Genomic DNA, 19,143 nt, shown 5'->3' with positions numbered 1-19,143 from the left:
CGGCGGGAGGTCGCGATGGGTCTGCCGCTGTCGCATGTACTGCTGGTGACCGGCCTGCTGCTGGTGCTGATCGGGCTGTGGGGCGTGCTTGCGCACACGAACATCCTGCGGATCATCATCGGCTTTTCGTTGGTCGACACCGGCATGCACATCGTCATGGTCGCGACCGGCTATGTCACCGGAGGCACCGCGCCGATCATCGACCGGGCACTTCCGGTCGACCAAGCGACTGCGGGAGCGGTCGACCCGATCCCGTCCGCCCTTGTCGTCACCGCCATCGTCATCGGCTTCTCGGTAACTGCGGTGATGCTCGCCTTCGCCATCCGCCTCTACGAGGCGCACAAGACACTCTCCATCGACGCGTTCACGGAGTCGAAATGGTAGAGGGTCTCGTCCAGCCGCTGAACATCTTCATACTGGGGCTTGGCGGCGGCTTTCTGATGCCCCTGCTCTATCAGTTTTCGAAGCGACTTCCCCCGTTTGCCTTCTGGACCGCGCTTCTCGGCATCACCGTAATCTCCGGCGGCTGCCTCTGGCGCGTCCAAAGCGCCGCGGTCCCGATCGAAATCTTCACCGCTGGCAGCATGCCGCCGCTTGCGATCAGCCTGCGTTTTGGCGCTTGGGAAGGGTTCTTTGCTGTTTGCGTTAACGTTGCGGCCGTTCTGGGCGCCTGGCACCTCTGGGCACGGTTGCGCGAAAGTTACGCCATGTTGATGCTCTACCTGATCCTCGTCATGGGCATCAACGGCATGGTCATGACCCGGGACCTCTTCAACCTGTTCGTCTTCCTCGAGATCGTGTCGATCGCGACCTACGGGCTGTTGGGGCTGGAGCGCACACCGGCGGCGACCGCCGCCGCCTTCAAGTACATCATGGCAACCGTGCTCGCCTCGTCGTTCTTCCTGCTCGGCAGCGCCCTGCTCTACCACGTGACGGGCACGCTCAGCATCGACGAGATGATCGAACGGTGCGAGCTGATCGGCGGCCCGATTGGCGCCACCGCGCTGCTTCTCGTGCTTGCCAGCCTTATCATCGAACTCAAGCCGTTTCCGGCGAACGGCTGGGGCCTGGACGTCTATGAGACCGCGCCGGCCGGCATCGCCGCCCTCGTTTCCGTCGGCGTGTCCGCGGGCGTGTTTTTTGCGCTTCTGAAGCTTCTGCCGCTGTTCGAGTCGCATCTGCCACTGATCGCGATCTCCGGTGGGGTCACCTTCATCCTGTCGAACCTGTTGGGCCTTCGGCAAACCAACGTCCAACGCATGCTCGGCTATTCCTCGATCGCGCAGATGGCGCTCCTGCTGATTGCGCTGGCTGCGCTAACACAGCAGGGAGCAGAGGGAGCACTGCCGCTGGTTGTCGGCGGACTGTTCGCCAACCATCTTTTTGCAAAGGCGGGACTGTTCTGGCTTGTCGGTGCGGTGGGAAGGGAGCGGCTGCGGGACTGGAACGTCCTTGCCGCCCGGCCATTGGGACTGTCCGTGCTGACCGCGCTGATCATCGCCATCTCCGGCCTCCCGCCGTTCCCCGGTTTCTGGGCCAAGTGGGTACTCGTCCAGCAACTTGCCGCAGCCGAGCGGCACCTCTGGATCGCCATCGTCCTCGTGGGATCGCTGCTGGAACAACCTACATGTTCCGGTGGTTCACCCAGGCGACATGGCCGGACCGCGCGGAAGTCGGTCCGGCCGTGCCGATCTCTCTCATCCTGCCGCCGGCTGTCGCCGTGGCGGTCCTTTCGATAGGCAGCGTCCTTGCGGCATCGCTTGCAGATGCCGCGTCGTCCTGGCTGTTCGCGCCGATCATCGTCGGTGGCGCCCTGCTCGCCTTTGAACGGCTGCCCGGGCGCGTGAAGTGCGGCCTCATGCTGCTGGCCGTGTTGGTCGCCGGCCTCTGGCTCGGTCGAGGCATCATCAGCGGACTCAACCAACTCTTTACATTTCTGTTGTTTGGCGGCGGCCTGGTGATCGCTGTTGCCGGCCTCTACCGGAGCGATCCGCGCCGTGGCTACTATCCGCTGATGGCAGTGATGCTGCTGTCGATCGTTGCGCTTTTCCGGTCTTCGACCGGCCTCGAGTTTTTCTTTTCCTGGGAACTGATTACGCTCGCTTCATCGTTCCTGATCACCATGGCGCCTTCGGCTCGTAGCGCCGCGCTTGAGTATCTGCTGTTCTCGCTCGCCTCCGCGTTCCTTCTGCTCGCCGGCTTTGCGGTGGCGGCCGCGGCAAATGGCACCACCGCTCTTTCCGCATTCCTTGGCGCAGGGCCGCAGGCAATCCCAGCCTTCGTGCTGCTCGCCACCGGATTCCTGATCAAGATCGGCGTGGTCGGCGTACATGTCTGGCTGCCCGCGGCCTATACTAAGGCCGACGACGACCTGTCGGCGATGCTTTCGGCGGTCGTCGGCAAGGTGGCGATCTTCGGCCTGCTCATGGCAAGCTACCTTGCCGCCCGCTCGCAGCTTGGGCTGGAATTGGCGCACGCCATCGGCTGGATCGGAATGCTGACAACGGTCGTTGGTGCGTTGCTCGCGCTGCAGCAGTCGGACATGAAGCGGATGCTCGCCTATTCCAGCCTCAGCCAGACGGGCTACATCGTCACGGCAGTCGCGCTCATCGGTCATCTCGGTTGGGTGACGGCCCTCTATCTGGTGGCGAACCATCTCATGGTGAAGGGCATCCTGTTCCTCGCGGTTGCTGGCGTAATTCACCGTATCGGCCGACGGCGGCTGGAAGCCTGTGGCGGGCTGGCGCGCAGGATGCCGCTCACCTTCGCCGCCGCGGTCGTCGCCCTGGTCTCCATGTCCGGGCTGCCGCCGCTTGCCGGATTTGGCGGCAAGTGGCTGCTCCTAAGTGCGATGATGGACAAGGGATGGTATGGGCCGGTCGTGCTCGGGGCGCTCGCCACTCTAGTCGGCCTGCTCTACATGTTCCGGCTGGGCCACTCGGTTTTCCTCGGGCCGTTGAGCCAGCAGCATGCTACGGTGCGCGAGGCACCCGCAGCGCTACTCCTGCCGCAATTCGTGTTGGTCGCCGGCATTCTCGTCCTTTCCTTTCTGCCGAAGCTTGTCATCGAACCGATTTCGGCAGCAATCAATCCGCAGTTCGCTTCGACGCTCGTCTGGCAGGGCATGTCGCTGGACCTGATCTACGGCTACTGGAACCCGGTCCCGGTCATGACGATTGCTGTTGTCGTGAGTGCATTGGGTTTTGTTCTGATGTGGCTGTTCTATCGCTTTGATCGGGAAAGGTTGGCCAGCGACGGGGTCGCACGCTTTTACAGCTTCTATCGGCGGGCCCTAGCGCCAATGCTTGCGCCCTACGCCGACCGGTTCTGGAATGGAGTGCCGATCGCGGTCGGCCAGTCGGGTGATGCAATCCGGCGGGTCTATGACGGCAACGGGCAGACCTATGCGCTTTATGTCCTCTACTACGTGATCGCCCTATATCTGTTTGATGCGAGTGCATCGTTCGTATGGTCGCAATAGCCGTCTAGGCGTCCATCAACCCGCCGAAGGTGTGGAAGAATTTGCTGAAGCGCAACTCCGATGAGGCACTCTTGCATCTCGTTCAGGACATGCTGCAGAAGGGGGAGTTGGCTCATGCAACGAGTATCGTGCTACCGACTGGCGATTTGCTTCTGGAGGCCAACTGACAGCCGCCGACTGCTGTCGGTGGTGCGAGGAGTTACCTAGCCCTATTGCAGCTTCCTGACGAGCGCCCACCAACGTTCAGTCGCGGCGCGGTCTTCGGGCCGCGCCAACAAATCCCGCAGCGCATAGGGGGGCCGGGAGGGAGCCGAGGCACTTCACGAGCGGTTCACTTCCAGCGCTCCGCGTCCCGGCCTGCAAGGCATTGCCCGGCGCGAGTCACTGCTGCTGCCCGCTGCCGCAGATGCCGGATATCGATTATGGAGATAGCGCGGGCTGACCGAGTCTATGGGATCACCAGCGCAAGAAGGGTGGCAGGTGGATGGGCAAGACGCCGGACATCAAAAATTACTAAATTTTATCAACGGTAAATGGCGGAGAGGGGGGGATTCGAACCCCCGATACCCTTGCAGGTATGCCGCATTTCGAGTGCGGTGCATTCAACCACTCTGCCACCTCTCCGCATCGCTGGTTGGCGCCAAAAGGCGCGGTCGGGTACATAGCGGCTGTCTTTTCGCCTTGCAAGGGGATGGTGCGCACAAAAGCGAACTAATTCCATTCGATCCGGTGAAACGTTCTTGACAGTTTTCGGAAGCTCGCCTAATGCCGCACGTGCGTGGCAAAGGGCAGATGCCGTTTGTGCGTGGAATGGTGCTCTGTGCGTGCCGCTTGCGACACCTTGCAGACCCTCCTTCACCGGCGGACATGTCAATGTTCGTTAAACCGACTGACAAAAAGACGGCCGCGTCCCTTGGGCGAGAGCCGGAACGAACATGAAAGGACAAGAAATGTTCGCAGTCATCAAGACCGGCGGTAAGCAGTACCGCGTGGCGGCCAACGATGTCGTGACGGTTGAAAAACTCTCCGGCGCCGCTGGCGACAAGATCGAATTTGTCGAAGTGCTGATGGTCGGCGAAGGTGCCGACGCAACGATTGGCGCTCCGTTCGTCGAAGGCGCGGTTGTGACCGCCGAAGTCGTCGAGCAGGGCCGCGCCAAGAAGGTCATCGCCTTCAAGAAGCGTCGCCGCCAGAACTCCAAGCGTACGCGCGGCCATCGCCAGCACCAGACGACCGTCCGCATCGTCGAGATCGCGGCAGCCGGCGGCAAGGCCAAGAAGTCTTCCAAGAAGGCTGAAGCCGCTGCCGAAGCAGCAGCGAACTGAGACAACGGACAGGTAAAGGAGAACTCCAATGGCACACAAAAAAGCTGGCGGTTCCTCGCGTAACGGTCGCGATTCCGAGTCCAAGCGTCTCGGCGTGAAGAAGTTCGGCGGCGAAGCCGTCCTCGCAGGCAACATCATCGTGCGTCAGCGCGGTACGAAGTGGCATCCGGGCGCCAATGTCGGCCTCGGCAAGGATCACACGATTTTTGCGCTTACGGCGGGCAACGTGAACTTCCGTACGAAGGCCAATGGCCGCGTGTACGTGTCCGTGATGCCGAAAGCCGAAGCAGCGGAATAAGCCGGTAGCGCTCTAAAACAGCCGGCGTCTCATCGACCCGGCTGATGCTACAGGTGGCAAACCTGCAGAAACAAAAGGGGAGATGGGGCAATCCATCTCCCCTTTTTGTTCCTCTGGAGGATTGAACCATGATCAGCGAAATGTTGCGGGAAGGCCAAGCCCGGTCTCCCGAAGAGCGGCCAAGGCCGGAACGGTCGAGGACCGATTGTCCCATATTGCTGTCGCACAGGCTGGTCCTGCGCGCCCCGCACGAAGACGACATCGACGCCCTTGCCCATCTCGCCAACAACGCCAATATCGCCAATATGGTCGCCCGCATGCCGCATCCCTACACGATCGCGGACGCAGCCGACTTCGTGCGACGCACAAAAGCCGGCGCGATTGGCAAGTGCGTCTATGCGATCACGAAGGCGGACAATGGCGCGTTTCTCGGCTGTTGCGGGATCGAACCGCAGGAGGACGGCAAGACCGTCGAACTCGGCTACTGGCTGGGCGAGCCATATTGGAACCAGGGCTACGCGACGGAAGCGGCGCAGAGCCTGACGGACATGGTCTTCCGCACCCGCGACGTCGAGCAGATCGATGCACGCGTGCGGGTCATGAACATCGCCTCGCGCCGGGTCATCCAGAAGTGCGGCTTCCAGTTCCAGGCGACCGGCATGGTCCAGAGCCTTGCCGTCGGCGGTATGGTGCCGGTCGAATGGTACCGGCTCGACCGAAAGACCTGGGTCTCGCTGAAGAGCTGGGGGAACATCGGATGAGCGCGCTGCGCCAGGAACGGCAAACGGCTGTTCAGCCCGACCCCGGCCTCTGCCCGGTCTTTGCGACCGAACGGTTGACGCTCCGTCCGCATCGGATCGCCGATGCGGACGCGATCGCCCAGTCGCTCGGCGACTTCCGCGTCTCCCGCATGCTGGCACCGGTGCCTGCACCGTTTGACCGGCAGGATGCAGAGGAGTGGCTCTCCGGCGTCACCAGCGGGCTTCTTCCCGGCTGGACGCTGGCGATCACCACCGGCGACGACGTACATCTCGGGGTGGTCTCCTTCGAGTGGCGTGCCGAGGCGTGGCATCTCGGCTACTGGCTCAACCGCTTCTTCTGGGGGCGGGGCTACATGAGCGAGGCGGTGCACGCCGCCACCAGCCGCTTTCTCATGCGCATGCCGGGCGTGGAGATCTGTTCCGGCGTCTTCGCCGACAACCAGGCCTCGCTGAGGGTTCAGGAGAAGATCGGCTTTCGCATCACCGGTCTGAGCGAGATCTATTCGACCGCACGCAATGCGATGGTCCCGCATGTCGAGACGCGCCTTCTTGCGGGTGATTTTCGCCCGGCGCAGCCACGCCGGTAACCGGTCAGCCATGAGTTGAGCCGATGGCGGCCGATCCGCCATCGGCAGTTCCTCTAGGCGAGTTCGAACCAGACCGGCAAATGGTCGGAGCCGGTCGCCGTTTCGTCCACCCAGGCCTCCTTGAGGCGCCCGACGAGGCCGTGGCTGACAAAGCAATAGTCGAGGAACATCCGATGGTCGTGGTCGTCGGGATCAATCCAGCTGTAGCTGTCCGGGCGTCGCCCGCCGAGGCCGGCGAGCACATCCAGCGGATTGGTGGCGCGGATCTGGCGGCCGTAATAGCCGTCGATTTCGCCGGCCATGGCGCAATACTCCGGCGATTCGGGAACCATGTTGAAATCACCCATCAGCACGTAGTCATCCGGAAACGGGGGCTCGCGCAGGCCGAAATCTTCGGCACCCGAAATCGCGCCGCCGTCGAACCCATAGGCCTGGACGCGTTCCTTCAGATAGCGGATCTGCTCAATCCGCTCGCCGCGGTAGATGTGGTCGAGGTGAACGGAATAGACGCGAAGCGCGCCGCCCGGCGCATTGATGACGGCCTCGGTCGCCCCGCGTTGCAGGTTGAGCTTGCCGATCGTGCGGCTGCGCGGCAGCAAGATGAGGCGCGAGGCGAGGATTGGGTCGCGCGACAGCACCATGTTGCCGAACTGGAAACGGCGGCTCACAGCGCGGCCGTTCTCGATCGCCGAACCGGCGTCGACATCGCAGGCGGGCCAGTAAACGGAGAAGTACGCCGGCAACAGCGCCTGCAATTCGGCGACCATGTCGATGTTGCCGTTGCGGTGGAAACCGCGCGTCACTTCCTGCAGCGCGATGACATCGGCGCCCTCGATTTCGGAAGCGATGCGCCTCAGGTCCAATCGGCCATCGAGGCCGATGCCGTACTGGATGTTGTAGCTGACGAATTTCACGATAGTCTTTGACCTCTGCTGGAACCGGCTATATCGATGGCGGCAAATTGATGATCAGGCGCTAGACAACCAAGAACGGCAAACCGATGAAGTTTCTCGACGAAGCAAAAGTCTATATCCGCTCCGGCGACGGCGGGGCAGGGGCTGTCTCGTTTCGCCGCGAGAAATTCATCGAATTCGGCGGTCCGGACGGCGGCGATGGCGGGCGCGGCGGCGACGTCTGGGTCGAGGCGGTCAACGGCCTGAATACGCTGATCGATTTCCGCTACCAACAGCACTTCAAGGGCGCCACCGGCACGCACGGCATGGGGCGCAACCGGACTGGTGCCAATGGTGCTTCGGTGACGCTGAAGGTACCCGTCGGAACCCAGATCTTCGAAGAGGACAACGAGACGCTGATCGTCGACCTGACCGAAGAAGGGCAGCGCTTCCGGCTTGGCGCGGGCGGCAATGGCGGCTTCGGCAACGCCCACTTCAAGTCGTCGACGAACCAGGCGCCGAACTGGGCCAATCCCGGCCTTGAGGGCGAGGAAAAGACGATCTGGCTGCGGTTGAAGCTGATCGCAGATGCCGGGCTCGTCGGCCTGCCGAACGCCGGAAAGTCCACGTTCCTCGCAACCTGCACGCGGGCGCGGCCGAAGATTGCCAACTATCCATTCACTACGCTGCACCCGAACCTCGGGGTCGCCACGGTCGACGGGCGGGAGTTCATCCTCGCCGACATCCCCGGCCTGATCGAAGGCGCGCACGAGGGCACCGGTCTCGGCGACCGTTTTCTTGGCCATGTGGAGCGTACGCGCGTTCTTCTGCACCTCGTCTCGGCGCAGGAGGAAAAGGTCGGCAACGCCTACAAGATCGTCAAGCACGAACTGGAGGCCTATGGTGGCGGCCTGACCGACAAGCCGGAGATCGTGGCGCTCTCGCAGATCGACGTGCTCGATGAGGACGAGCTGAAAAAGAAGGCGAAGGAACTGGAGAAGGCATGCGGGCAGAAGCCGCTGCTTTTGTCGGCGATCACGAACGTCGGCATGCTGCAGGCCCTGCGCGCGCTTCGCGACGAGATTGTCCGCTTCGGCTCGGAAGAACAGGACGAGGCTTGAGATGGCCGCAACCCGCCAGCCGCTTTCGAAGCATCGGCGCATCGTCATCAAGATCGGCTCCGCCCTTCTCGTCGATCGCGCAAGCGGGCTGAAAACGAGCTGGCTCGACGCGATCTGCGCCGACATTGCCACCCTGCGTAAGGGCGGCACCGAGGTGCTTGTCGTCTCCTCCGGCGCGATCGCGCTTGGCCGCACCGTCCTCGATCTGCCGAAGGGCCCGCTGAAGCTGGAGGAAAGCCAGGCGGCGGCCGCCGTCGGCCAGATCGCGCTCGCCCGCGCCTGGTCGGAAAGCCTGTCGGCGGACGGCATCGTCGCCGGCCAGATCTTGCTCACCCTTGGTGATACCGAAGAGCGCCGCCGCTACCTGAATGCCCGCGCCACGCTGAACCAGCTCCTGAAGCTCGGCTCGGTGCCGATCATCAACGAGAACGACACGGTGGCGACGACGGAAATCCGCTACGGTGACAACGATCGGCTCGCCGCGCGCGTCGCCACCATGGCCGGTGCCGATCTGCTCGTCCTCTTGTCGGATATTGACGGCCTCTACACCGCCCCGCCGCATCTCGATCGCGATGCGCGCTTCCTTGAAACGATTGCGGAGATCACGCCGGCCATCGAGGCGATGGCGGGCGGGGCCGCCTCGGAGCTTTCCCGCGGCGGCATGCGCACCAAGATCGATGCCGGCAAGATCGCCACCGGCGCCGGCTGCGCGATGATCATCGCGTCGGGCAAGACCGACCATCCCCTGCGGGCGATCGATGCCGGCGCCCGCTCCTCGTGGTTCGCTCCTTCGGGCTCGCCGGTGACCGCGCGCAAGACCTGGATTGCCGGGCAGTTGCAGCCGGCCGGCACGCTTACGATCGATGCCGGGGCGGAAGGTGCCCTGCGTTCGGGCAAGAGCCTGCTGCCCGCCGGCGTGCGCGCCGTCTCGGGTACCTTCTCCCGCGGCGACACGATCGCCATCATCGGCACGGGCGGGCGGGAAATCGCCCGCGGTCTGGCAAGCTACGATGCCGATGAGGCGCGCCAGATCGCTGGCAAGAAATCGGCGGAGATCGCGGGTATTCTCGGCTATGCCGGGCGCGCGGCGATGGTGCATCGCGACGATCTCGTCATGACCGGCGCGGCAAAGGCGGACGGCGCCACGGCGCAGGAGAAGGATGCCGCCCATGCCTGACCAGCGCCAGACGAGTGGCGACGTGGCCGAACTGATGGCCGAGATCGGCCGGAGCGCGCGCGCCGCCAGCCGGCCGCTCGCGCTCGCCTCGACGGCGACCAAGAATGCTGCGCTCGAAGCGATGGCGCAGGCGATCCTCTTGGATCGTGATCAGATCCTTACCGCCAATGCGATCGATCTTGCCCGGGCGCGCGAGAGCGGGCTCGCCGGTTCCTTCATCGACCGGTTGACGCTGACGCCGGAGCGGATCGATGCGATCGCAGCCGGCATCCGTGATATTGCTGCCTTCAAGGATCCGGTCGGTGACGTGATTGCCGAATGGGATCGCCCGAACGGCCTGCATATCGAGCGCGTGCGCACGCCGCTCGGCGTCATCGGCGTGATCTACGAGAGCCGGCCGAACGTGACGGCGGATGCGGGGGCCCTCTGCCTGAAGGCCGGCAACGCCGTGATCCTGCGCGGCGGGTCGGACAGTTTCAACTCATCCCGGGCGATCCACGCCTGCCTGGTGCGTGGCCTGCTCGAGGCCGGCCTGCCGGAGCACGCGATCCAGATGGTACCGGTCGCAGACCGCGCGGCAGTGGGCGCCATGCTGACCGGCCTCGGCGGCTCGATCGACGTCATCGTGCCGCGCGGCGGGAAGAGTCTTGTCGCACGAGTGCAGAACGAGGCGCGCGTGCCGGTGTTCGCGCATCTCGAGGGCCTCTGCCACATCTACGTCGATCAATCCGCCGACCTCGACATGGCCCGCACCATCGTCGTCAATTCCAAGATGCGCCGGACCGGCATCTGCGGTGCGGCGGAAACGCTGCTGATCGACCGGGGGGCGGTATCGACGCATCTTGCTCCGCTGCTGGACGCGCTCAAGGCGGCCGGCTGCGAAGTTCGCGCCACGGAGGAAATCCGCGCGCTCGTTGCCGGTCTGGAGTCTGTCGGCGAAACGGACTGGTCGACGGAATATCTCGACGCGATCATCTCGGTGACGCTGGTCGATGGCGTCGAAGGCGCCATTGCGCACATCAACCGCTGGTCCTCGGCGCACACGGAAGCGGTGGTCGCGCAGGACCAGGCGGTGGCCGAGCGATTCTTCGCCGAGATCGACTCGGCGATCCTGCTGCACAATGCCTCGACCCAGTTTGCCGATGGCGGCGAATTCGGCATGGGCGGCGAGATCGGCATCGCAACGGGCAAGATGCACGCGCGCGGGCCGGTCGGTGTCGAGCAACTGACCTCGTTCAAATACAGGGTGCGCGGCACCGGACAGGTGCGGCCCTAGGTGCCCGCCGAGGCCGTCGAAGCGCGATACCTGCGGATGCCGCATGTCGAGCAAGGCATGGTCGTCGGCCTGTTCGGCGGCTCCTTTAACCCGCCGCATGAGGGCCACGTGCTCGTCGCCGAGATTGCGCTGCGCCGCCTTCAGCTCGATCAGCTCTGGTGGATGGTGACGCCGGGCAATCCGCTGAAGGATCGCCGTCACCTGGCGCCTTTGGAAGAGCGCCTGCGGCTGTCCGAAGCGATCACCGGGGACCCACGCATCAAGGTCACGGCGTTCGAGAAGACGATCGGCCAGAGCTATACGGCAAGGACGCTGGACTTCGTCAAGGCGCGCAATCCCGGCGTCCGCTTCGTCTGGATCATGGGCGCCGACAACCTGCAGGGCTTTCATCGCTGGCAGAGCTGGCAGAAGATCGTCCGGACATTTCCCATCGCGGTGATCGACCGACCGGGATCGACGCTCGCCTATCTGTCGTCGAAAATGGCAAAGACCTTCGACCGCGCCCGCGTCGACGAGGACGATGCCGGCGCGTTGGCGTTCCGCAGGGCGCCGGCCTGGACCTTCATTCACGGCCCGCGTTCGCCGCTCAGTTCAAGTGCGCTGAGGCAGCGCCTGGAGCTGGAGAAACACGCCGAAAGCAAGTGATGTCTTGAAACCGATAGGCATTGGTGCCTAAATCTAGCGGTGGTTCGACGCGAGTGGCGCGAATCGCAACCGTGCTGGACCTGTTCAAAGGAAAGGAAATACACTGACAACAGCGCACGCGAAGGGAAGCGTCAGTAGCGCACTTCCCAAAAGCGCAGGACGCGGCGACGATGCCGCCGACCGCGCTCTTCAAGTGGTCCTCGCAAGCCTCGAGGACTCGAAGGCAGAAGATATCGTCACGATCGACATCGTCGGAAAATCCGCACTGGGCGACTACATGGTGGTCGTGTCCGGACGGTCGAACCGTCATGTCGCGGCGATCTGCGACCATCTGCTCACCGACCTCAAGGACGAGGGCTTCGGTTCCGCCCGCGTCGAAGGACTGGAGGCCGGCGACTGGGTGCTGATCGACACGGGCGATATCATCGTCCACGTGTTCCGTCCTGAAATCCGCGAGTTCTACAACATCGAAAGGATGTGGGCGGCTCCGGACATGGAAGAGAGCATGTTGCACTAGATCGTCGCACCGCCCGGCTTTCGGGCGCCGCGTGCGGCCATGTTTGACCTTGCACCCGCTCGGGTGAGCGTTGCCGCTGTGTGCGACGGAGGAACCGGATAGATGCGGATCGGGCTTTTTGCGGTCGGACGGCTCAAGGCCGGGCCTGAACGGGACCTTGCCGCGCGCTATCTTGACCGCTTCGCGAAGTCCGGACCGCCGATCGGCCTCGAACTCGGCAAGCTTGTCGAGGTTGCCGAGAGCCGTGCCTCCAACCCCGACACCCGCAAGCGTGAGGAAGCCGCTCTGCTCGAAAAGGCGCTTCCGGCCGATGCGGTGCTCGTACTGCTCGATGAGCGCGGCAAGGCGCTCGGTTCGGAGGAGTTTGCCGGGCTGATCGGCCGCTGGCGCGACGCCGGCAAGCGCGACGTCATGGTCGCGATCGGCGGGGCTGACGGCCTCGACCCCGCGCTGCATGCGCACGCCGAGGCGGTCCTCTGCCTCGGCAAGATGACCTGGCCGCACCAACTCGTGCGCATTCTCATTGCCGAGCAGCTCTATCGCGCCACGACCATTCTGTCCGGTCATCCCTATCACCGCGCCTGACATTTTCCGCATCGTCGGGGATTTCGCTCGCCCCCGGACGCAATTTTGGCGTTGTTCCTTGGCGAAATCGGCAAATCGGCTTAGACGGACATTGGAACGGCAACGCGCGGGAAAATGATCACGTCCGCAACACCCATGAACAGCAGGCGCTTCGCGGCTCGCGGACCGGAACGGTCGCGCCCGTTCATTGTGGCCGTGCTCGGATTTTGCCTCGCCCTGCCTGCCGCACCGCTCCGCGCCGAACCGGCCTCCGCCCCAGTCGCGGCCGGAAAGGTCGGCCGACAGGTGACGGTCGAGGTTGACCCCGCCGCGGCGATCGCCCTTCGGCGCGACAGCACGCGGCGCGAACTCGAGGCGCTGTCGAACACCATCACGCTTTCGGAGGAAAAGGCGCTCGAACTCGAGGCCGGCATCGGCAAGCTGGAGAAGGACCGCGCGTCGCTGCGCGAGGCGATCGTCCAGTCCGCCAGGACGCGCAAGGAGATGGAGGCCAAGATCCTTGCCGGCGAAAAGCGGCTTGCGGCGATGCGGAGCGAGGAAGACGCCGTCCGCCGCTCCCTGCATGAGCGCCGCGGCCTGCTCGCCGAGGTGCTCGCTGCTTTGCAGCGGATGGGCCGCAACCCGCCGCCGGCAATCCTCGTCACCCCCGACGATGCGCTCGCCTCGGTCCGCAGCGCGATCGTGCTGGGCGCGGTCGTGCCCGGCATCCGGGCGGAGACGGAGCGGCTGGTCGCCGACCTGCAGCAACTGGCCACGGTCCGGATGGATATCGACAAGGAGAAGGCCGACCTCGCCGTCGCCATGACGAACCGGCTGGAGGAGGAACGGCGCTCCGAACTGCTGATCAGCGAGAACGAGGCGCTGGCGGCCGCAAACGCCCGCACGCTTGACGCCGAGCGGCGGCGGGCGGAGGAACTCGCCGGTCGCGCAACCAGCCTGGAGAGCCTCATCGGCAGCATGGAGCGCGAGATCACCTCCGTGCGCGAGGCGGCGGCGCTGGCGCGGGTGCAGGAGGCCGAACGTGCCAAGCAAACGGAGGCCGAGCGCCAGCGTGCGCGCGACGCCGCACTGTCGGGTTCGCCCGACAAAAACCGCATTGCTCCGGCATATGCGTTTTCGGAGTTGCAGAAGCGCCTCGATTACCCCGTTGCGGGCGATGCGCTTCGGCAATTCGGCGAGGCGGATGGAACGGGCCATTCGTCCCAGGGGCTGATACTTGCGACCAACCCGGGCGCGCTCGTGACGGCACCGGCTGATGGCTGGGTCGTTTTTGCGGGCGCCTTCAGAAGCTACGGGCGCATGATCATCCTCAATGTCGGCGACAATTTCCACCTGGTGCTGTCGGGCATGGACCGGGTGAATGTCCGTGAAGGACAGTTCGTCGTGGCAGGGGAGCCGCTCGCTGTTATGGGGGAGAAAAGAGTGGCAAGTGTAAACGCATTGGCGCTGGAAACCGACCGGCCGACGCTTTACATTGAATTCCGAAAAAACGGCAAACCGGTTGATTCCCGACCGTGGTGGTCCGCTACTGTCTCTGGAAAGGCAAGCAATGATTCGTAGGGCTTCCCTTGTTCTCGTCGGAGCACTGTTGGGTGCGACGGCCATGAGTTCGATCTACTCGTTGACGATGCCGGCCGAAGCTGCAGGCGCGTCCACCTATCGCGAACTTTCCATCTTCGGCGACGTGTTCGAGCGCGTCCGCGCGCAGTACGTGACGCCGCCGAAGGAAGACCAGCTGATCGAGAACGCCATCAACGGCATGCTGTCCTCGCTCGATCCGCACTCGTCCTACATGAACGCCAAGGACGCCGAAGAGATGCGCACGCAGACGCGCGGCGAGTTCGGCGGGCTCGGCATCGAGGTGACGATGGACGAGGAACTCGTCAAGGTCATCACGCCGATCGACGACACGCCGGCGGCGCGGGCCGGCGTTCTCGCCGGCGACCTGATCTCGAAGATCGATGGCCAGGACGTCCGCGGCCTGAAGCTCGAGGAAGCCGTCGACAAGATGCGCGGCAAGGTCAACACGCCGATCAAGCTGACGATCCTGCGCAAGGGCGCCGACAAGCCGATCGAACTGACGATCGTGCGCGACATCATTGCGGTCAAGGCCGTGAAGTTCCGCGTCGAGGGCGACGTCGGCTATCTGCGCGTCATCTCCTTTACCGAGAAGACCTTCGATGACCTCGAAAAGGGCATCGAGAAGATCAAGGCGGATGTCCCGGCCGACAAGCTGAAGGGCTTTGTCCTCGACCTGCGCCTCAACCCGGGTGGCTTGCTCGACCAGGCGATCAACGTTTCCGACGCCTTCCTGGAGCGCGGCGAGGTCGTTTCGACCCGCGGCCGCAACGAGGACGAGACCCGCCGCTTCAACGCCTCGCCGGGTGACCTGACCGACGGCAAGCCGCTCGTCGTCCTGATTAACGGCGGCTCTGCCTCCGCTTCGGAGATCGTCGCCGGCGCGCTGCAAGACCTGCGCCGCGCCACCGTGGTCGGCACCCGCTCGTTCGGCAAGGGCTCCGTCCAGACGATCATCCCGATGGGCGATGCCGGCGCGCTGCGCCTGACGACGGCGCTCTATTACACGCCGTCGGGCAAGTCGATCCAGGGCACCGGCATCACGCCGGACATCAAGGTCGACCAGCCGCTGCCGCCGGAGCTGCAGGGCAAGCTCGAGACCGCAGGCGAGTCCAACCTGCGCGGCCACATCAAGGGCCAGAGCGAGAACGACGAGGGGTCGGGCTCCGCTGCCTACGTGCCGCCGGAAGCCAAGGATGACCTGCAGCTGCAGTACGCGCTCCAGCTGCTGCGCGGCGAGAAGACGGATCCGTCCTTCCCGGCCAGCCCGGAAAGGGCCGAGCTGAAGAACTGACGCCTCACGCCCCGGAGGATCGCGACGATCAATCCGGGGCTCGCTCCTTTCGGCACGGACCTGTCACTTGGGAACGGATCTCAACGCACCGCTCGGCCAGAATCGGAAGGCTGCGTCCGGCCGCGTAAAGTCGTCCCGTTTTTCTGCCGCCCGCGTCGCTATTGCCGTTGCGGGCGTCTGCGTAATAGGCCTTTCGTTGTGGACGGCGCTGGCGCCTCGCGGCAACTTGGTAGCACCGGAGAAAGTCGCTCCGCCGGAGGCGCCGGCAACGGAGGAGGCTGCCGCCGCGCAGCCGGCTGCCGAGCCAGGCGGGCCGGCGGCGGGTGTGCGCCGGCAACGGGGTCAATCCGGCGCCAACATCGAGGAAACCCGAACTGCCGACGGCAATCTCGTGCGGAAGTTCACGCCGAAGGATCGGGGTGACGGCGGGCCGCTCATCCTCGATGCCAGCAGGGTGGGCCAGGACCCGCGTTTCGCCGCGCTTCCAAACGAGGACCTGCTCGAAACCACCGCTCATGGAAAACTACCCGTCACCGGGCCGGACGGCCTGCGCCCGGTCGAACAGTATGCGCGGCCCTGGTCGGGCGCGCGCGGCACCCGGATTGCAATCGTCGTCGGTGGCCTCGGGCTAAGCCAGACCGGAACGCAGCGGGCGATCCGCGACCTGCCGGGCGAGGTGACGCTGGCATTCGCCTCGAGCGGCAACAGTCTGCCGCGCTGGATGCAGGAGGCACGCCGCAATGGCCACGAAATCCTGCTGCAGGTGCCGCTGGAACCCTTTGACGATCCGGGCAACGATCCCGGCCCCCATACGCTTCGGACCGATTTCAGCGCGAAGAAGAATCTCGACCACCTGCATCGCGCCATGGGACAGATCACCAACTATACGGGTGTCATGAACTTCATGGGTGGACGGTTCCTGTCGAGCGCGGATGCGCTGGAGCCGGTCATGCGCGACATTGCCGATCGCGGTCTCCTCTTCCTCGATGACGGCACCTCGGCGCAGTCCCTGTCGGGAACGGTTGCCGGCGCGCTGGAGATGCCGCACGCCTTCGCCGACCTGCAGCTCGACTCGACGCTTTCGCGCGATGCGATCCTGCGCAAGCTGGATGAACTTGAACGTGTCGCCCGCCGCAACGGCACGGCGATCGGCGTCGCGTCGGCCTTTGACGAAAGCGTGCAGGCGATCGCCGATTGGACACAGGAGGCCGCCCAGCGCGGCATCGAGATCGTCGGCGTCGCTGCCCTCGCTGACCAGGACCCGACGCAATAGGAATGTTGATGAGCAGGAAAGCCAAAAAGCCCGTGCAACCCGAGGATCTGCCCTACCGGCCATGCGTCGGCATCATGGTGTTGAACCGGGATGGCCTCGTCTGGGCGGGGCGGCGCATCCCGATCGGGAACTCCGAGTACGATGGTTCGCCGCAGCTATGGCAGATGCCGCAGGGCGGCATCGACCGCGATGAAGATCCGCTGGCGGCCGCATCGCGCGAGCTCTTTGAGGAGACCGGCATCCGCTCGGTCCAACTGATTGCCGACGCCGGCCGCTGGATCAACTATGATCTGCCGCCGCATCTGATCGGGATCGGGCTGAAGGGAAAATACCGTGGTCAGACGCAACGCTGGTTTGCCTTCCGTTTCGAGGGCGACGAAAGCGAGATTGCGATCAACCCGCCGCCCGGCGGCCATGAGCCCGAGTTCGACGCCTGGGAATGGAAGCCTATGCAGTCATTGCCCGGGCTGATCGTTCCTTTCAAGCGCAAAGTCTATGAAGAGGTCGTTGCGGCCTTCGCCCATCTCGCGTCCTGACGGCGACGGCCATCGGTACAGCCCAAGCGACTTCGCGCGGACGGTGCGCGTAGCATACTGACGTTTCTCTCGTATGTTACTTCAACCCGCCGGAGGGACGCTCCAGAATTGCCTTGGACCGTTGGAGGTACGACATGACCGGTAACGACAAGTCGAATCCGAATGACGCTGTTCTCAGCGCCGAAGCCCTGCGCAAGCAAATTCTCGAAACGCAACTCGCCGACATGGAGCGGGAAGACAAACTGCGGGATCGCAAGAGGGAAGAACTCGCCAAGTTTACCGACGAGTTTTTTCACAAGCATGTCGGCGAGCAGGAGCGGGCCATGATCCGCAACGTCGTGGCACGCGCGGTCAAGGAAGGAAAGATGGAGGCCCTGGTCTACACGTTTCCATCCGATTTCTGCAGCGATAGCGGGCGGGCGATCAACAACGCCGATCCGGACTGGCCGCAGACCCTTCAGGGCAAGGCGAAAGAGCTGTTCGACCGCTTCAAGGAGGTCGCACAGCCACAGGGTTACCGGCTGAAGGCGATGGTGATCAATTTCCCCGGTGGCGTTCCCGGCGATATCGGTTTCTACCTCAACTGGGAGCCCCCGGTCACTTGAGCCGGCTTGTTTCCAAGGCGAGGCGATCGGCCGTTGCCGAGGGGAAACCACATGGACGACAGATCGTCTTCCGCTTCCCAACCCGTGTCACCCGACCAGACGACAATCGAACGGCGGGTCACCGATTACGTGCGGCTGGGTGTCGTCGCCCTCTTTGCCTACTGGTCGTTCACACTGGTGGCGCCATTTCTCGTCATCGTGATCTGGGCGGGCATCCTGACCGTTGCGCTCTATCCCGGTTATCAGGCCCTCCGGGTCGCGCTCGGCGGCAGCAAGCGGCTGGCGGCGACGCTGATCACGCTTCTCAGTCTTGGCATCATCATCGGTCCCCTGGCGGCGATCGCGCTGAACTTCGTCGAAGCCACCCACTGGCTGGTGACGAAGCTGGAAACCGGTTCGCTGCAGATTCCGACACCGTCGGAAGGCATCAAGCAATGGCCCGTCATCGGTGAGCGCGTCTATGAGGCGTGGCGCCTCGCCTCCGAGAATTTGGCGGGCACGCTGACACGTCTTCAACCGTCGCTGCTGGACCTGGGCGGCGACGTTCTCGGCAAAGCCGCCCGTGTCGGCATTGGACTGCTGAGTTTCATGGCTTCCGTGGTTATTGCAGGATTCTTCTTCGGCCACGGGCCGCAAATGGCGACCGGCATAAACCGCCTTGCTGATCGCATCGCCGGCGACCGTGGAGTGGGCTTTGTCCGGCTGGCGGCCGCGACGATCCACAACGTGGCGAGAGGCGTCATCGGCGTCGCCATCTTCCAAGCCGTTCTCGTCGGACTTGTCCTGTATGTCTTTGCAGTCCCCGCTTCCGGTGGGCTCACCTTCGTCGTCCTGATCCTGTGCATCGTCCAGATCGGCCCGGCGCCGGTGTTGTTGCCTCTCATAATCTGGGCGTGGATGACGAAGGACTTAGTCTATGCACTTTCGTTGACGGCCCTTCTTATTCCGGTGGCCGTCATCGACAATGTTCTGAAACCCATCCTCGTATCGCGCGGGCTCTCGACGCCGATGCTGGTGATCCTCATGGGGGTCCTCGGAGGCACGCTCTCCTATGGGCTGATCGGGCTGTTCCTGGGGCCGATCGTGCTGAGCGTGTTCTACGATCTGCTGGTCGCGTGGCTCCGGGGCCCGTCGGCGCTGGACAGCGGCAAGCCGCCGCTGCCCTGGTCGGACCGGCCGGAGTAGAAAGCG

The 19,143-nt window shown here is 64.2% G+C and carries 20 protein-coding genes and 1 tRNA gene; 19 read left to right on the top strand and 2 right to left on the bottom strand.

Translation table 11 applies throughout. The annotated features are described in order from the left end of the window. Positions 1-15 precede the first annotated feature (15 nt). From AC1DDS_RS06190 to AC1DDS_RS06180, 3 genes are read left to right on the top strand one after another with little or no spacing between them, the layout of a single operon-like run. Positions 16-384 carry a sodium:proton antiporter gene (locus tag AC1DDS_RS06190; RefSeq protein WP_477478076.1) on the top strand — a complete coding sequence of 123 codons (369 nt, stop codon included), beginning with the start codon at positions 16-18 and terminating at the stop codon, positions 382-384. Next, on the top strand, positions 378-1,739 hold the full coding sequence (locus AC1DDS_RS06185) for a complex I subunit 5 family protein (RefSeq protein ID WP_477478075.1): 1,362 nt from the start codon (positions 378-380) through the stop codon (positions 1,737-1,739). The genes AC1DDS_RS06190 and AC1DDS_RS06185 overlap by 7 nt, the downstream gene beginning before the upstream one ends. After that, complete coding sequence (locus tag AC1DDS_RS06180) at positions 1,628-3,481, top strand: proton-conducting transporter transmembrane domain-containing protein (RefSeq protein ID WP_477478074.1); 1,854 nt, start codon at positions 1,628-1,630, stop codon at positions 3,479-3,481. The genes AC1DDS_RS06185 and AC1DDS_RS06180 overlap by 112 nt, the downstream gene beginning before the upstream one ends. 534 nt (positions 3,482-4,015) lie before the next feature. Here AC1DDS_RS06180 and AC1DDS_RS06175 read toward each other — a convergent pair. Then, positions 4,016-4,105 (bottom strand) — tRNA-Ser (locus AC1DDS_RS06175). A 326-nt stretch (positions 4,106-4,431) separates the two neighbouring features. On the opposite strand from AC1DDS_RS06175, the gene rplU reads away from it, so the two are divergent. From rplU to AC1DDS_RS06155, 4 genes are all read left to right on the top strand, one after another. Next, positions 4,432-4,806 carry a 50S ribosomal protein L21 gene (gene rplU, locus AC1DDS_RS06170; RefSeq protein ID WP_310413744.1) on the top strand — a complete coding sequence of 125 codons (375 nt, stop codon included), beginning with the start codon at positions 4,432-4,434 and terminating at the stop codon, positions 4,804-4,806. A gap of 28 nt (positions 4,807-4,834) precedes the next feature. Beyond that, positions 4,835-5,104, top strand: a complete 270-nt coding sequence (gene rpmA, locus AC1DDS_RS06165) for a 50S ribosomal protein L27 (protein WP_310413741.1) — start codon at positions 4,835-4,837, stop codon at positions 5,102-5,104. Between the two features lie 128 nt (positions 5,105-5,232). Next, on the top strand, positions 5,233-5,865 hold the full coding sequence (locus AC1DDS_RS06160) for a GNAT family N-acetyltransferase (protein ID WP_477478073.1): 633 nt from the start codon (positions 5,233-5,235) through the stop codon (positions 5,863-5,865). Next, on the top strand, positions 5,862-6,452 hold the full coding sequence (locus AC1DDS_RS06155; protein WP_477478072.1) for a GNAT family N-acetyltransferase: 591 nt from the start codon (positions 5,862-5,864) through the stop codon (positions 6,450-6,452). Before AC1DDS_RS06160 ends, AC1DDS_RS06155 begins: the two co-directional genes overlap by 4 nt. 53 nt (positions 6,453-6,505) lie before the next feature. Here the strand turns inward: AC1DDS_RS06155 and AC1DDS_RS06150 are convergent, their stop codons facing one another. Beyond that, positions 6,506-7,366, bottom strand: a complete 861-nt coding sequence (locus AC1DDS_RS06150) for an endonuclease/exonuclease/phosphatase family protein (RefSeq protein WP_477478071.1) — start codon at positions 7,364-7,366, stop codon at positions 6,506-6,508. 86 nt (positions 7,367-7,452) lie between these two features. Between AC1DDS_RS06150 and obgE the strand changes: the two genes are divergently transcribed. From obgE to AC1DDS_RS06090, 12 genes are all read left to right on the top strand, one after another. Then, the gene (gene obgE / locus AC1DDS_RS06145) at positions 7,453-8,466 is read left to right on the top strand and encodes a GTPase ObgE (protein WP_310413728.1); all 1,014 of its coding nucleotides are present in this window, start codon (positions 7,453-7,455) and stop codon (positions 8,464-8,466) included. A 1-nt stretch (position 8,467) separates the two neighbouring features. Next, positions 8,468-9,643: a glutamate 5-kinase gene (gene proB / locus AC1DDS_RS06140; RefSeq protein ID WP_477478070.1), complete on the top strand. Its 1,176-nt coding sequence runs from the start codon at positions 8,468-8,470 to the stop codon at positions 9,641-9,643. Continuing rightward, positions 9,636-10,919, top strand: coding sequence for a glutamate-5-semialdehyde dehydrogenase (locus AC1DDS_RS06135; RefSeq protein WP_477478069.1), 1,284 nt, complete (start codon positions 9,636-9,638; stop codon positions 10,917-10,919). Before proB ends, AC1DDS_RS06135 begins: the two co-directional genes overlap by 8 nt. 36 nt (positions 10,920-10,955) lie before the next feature. Beyond that, positions 10,956-11,564, top strand: coding sequence for a nicotinate-nucleotide adenylyltransferase (locus AC1DDS_RS06130; RefSeq protein ID WP_477478253.1), 609 nt, complete (start codon positions 10,956-10,958; stop codon positions 11,562-11,564). A 103-nt stretch (positions 11,565-11,667) separates the two neighbouring features. Further along, a complete protein-coding gene (rsfS, locus tag AC1DDS_RS06125) occupies positions 11,668-12,081 on the top strand; it encodes a ribosome silencing factor (RefSeq protein WP_310414317.1) in 414 nt (137 codons plus the stop codon). Between the two features lie 102 nt (positions 12,082-12,183). Continuing rightward, on the top strand, positions 12,184-12,666 hold the full coding sequence (gene rlmH, locus AC1DDS_RS06120; protein ID WP_477478068.1) for a 23S rRNA (pseudouridine(1915)-N(3))-methyltransferase RlmH: 483 nt from the start codon (positions 12,184-12,186) through the stop codon (positions 12,664-12,666). Positions 12,667-12,801: 135 nt separating this feature from the next. Further along, the gene (locus tag AC1DDS_RS06115; protein WP_477478067.1) at positions 12,802-14,226 is read left to right on the top strand and encodes a murein hydrolase activator EnvC family protein; all 1,425 of its coding nucleotides are present in this window, start codon (positions 12,802-12,804) and stop codon (positions 14,224-14,226) included. Next, positions 14,216-15,538 carry a S41 family peptidase gene (locus tag AC1DDS_RS06110; protein WP_477478066.1) on the top strand — a complete coding sequence of 441 codons (1,323 nt, stop codon included), beginning with the start codon at positions 14,216-14,218 and terminating at the stop codon, positions 15,536-15,538. The genes AC1DDS_RS06115 and AC1DDS_RS06110 overlap by 11 nt, the downstream gene beginning before the upstream one ends. 67 nt (positions 15,539-15,605) lie before the next feature. Continuing rightward, entirely contained in the window at positions 15,606-16,811 is a 1,206-nt protein-coding gene (locus tag AC1DDS_RS06105; RefSeq protein ID WP_477478065.1) for a divergent polysaccharide deacetylase family protein, read from the top strand. An 8-nt stretch (positions 16,812-16,819) separates the two neighbouring features. Continuing rightward, on the top strand, positions 16,820-17,347 hold the full coding sequence (locus AC1DDS_RS06100; protein ID WP_477478064.1) for an RNA pyrophosphohydrolase: 528 nt from the start codon (positions 16,820-16,822) through the stop codon (positions 17,345-17,347). 134 nt (positions 17,348-17,481) lie between these two features. Then, positions 17,482-17,952: a hypothetical protein gene (locus AC1DDS_RS06095; protein WP_310413703.1), complete on the top strand. Its 471-nt coding sequence runs from the start codon at positions 17,482-17,484 to the stop codon at positions 17,950-17,952. Between the two features lie 51 nt (positions 17,953-18,003). Continuing rightward, the gene (locus AC1DDS_RS06090) at positions 18,004-19,137 is read left to right on the top strand and encodes an AI-2E family transporter (protein WP_477478063.1); all 1,134 of its coding nucleotides are present in this window, start codon (positions 18,004-18,006) and stop codon (positions 19,135-19,137) included. Positions 19,138-19,143: the final 6 nt, after the last annotated feature.

Source organism: Mycoplana sp. 10N416 (assembly GCF_056394765.1).
The sequence above is the reverse complement of the archived record's forward strand: the minus strand, read 5'-3'. Positions and strand labels throughout refer to the sequence as shown.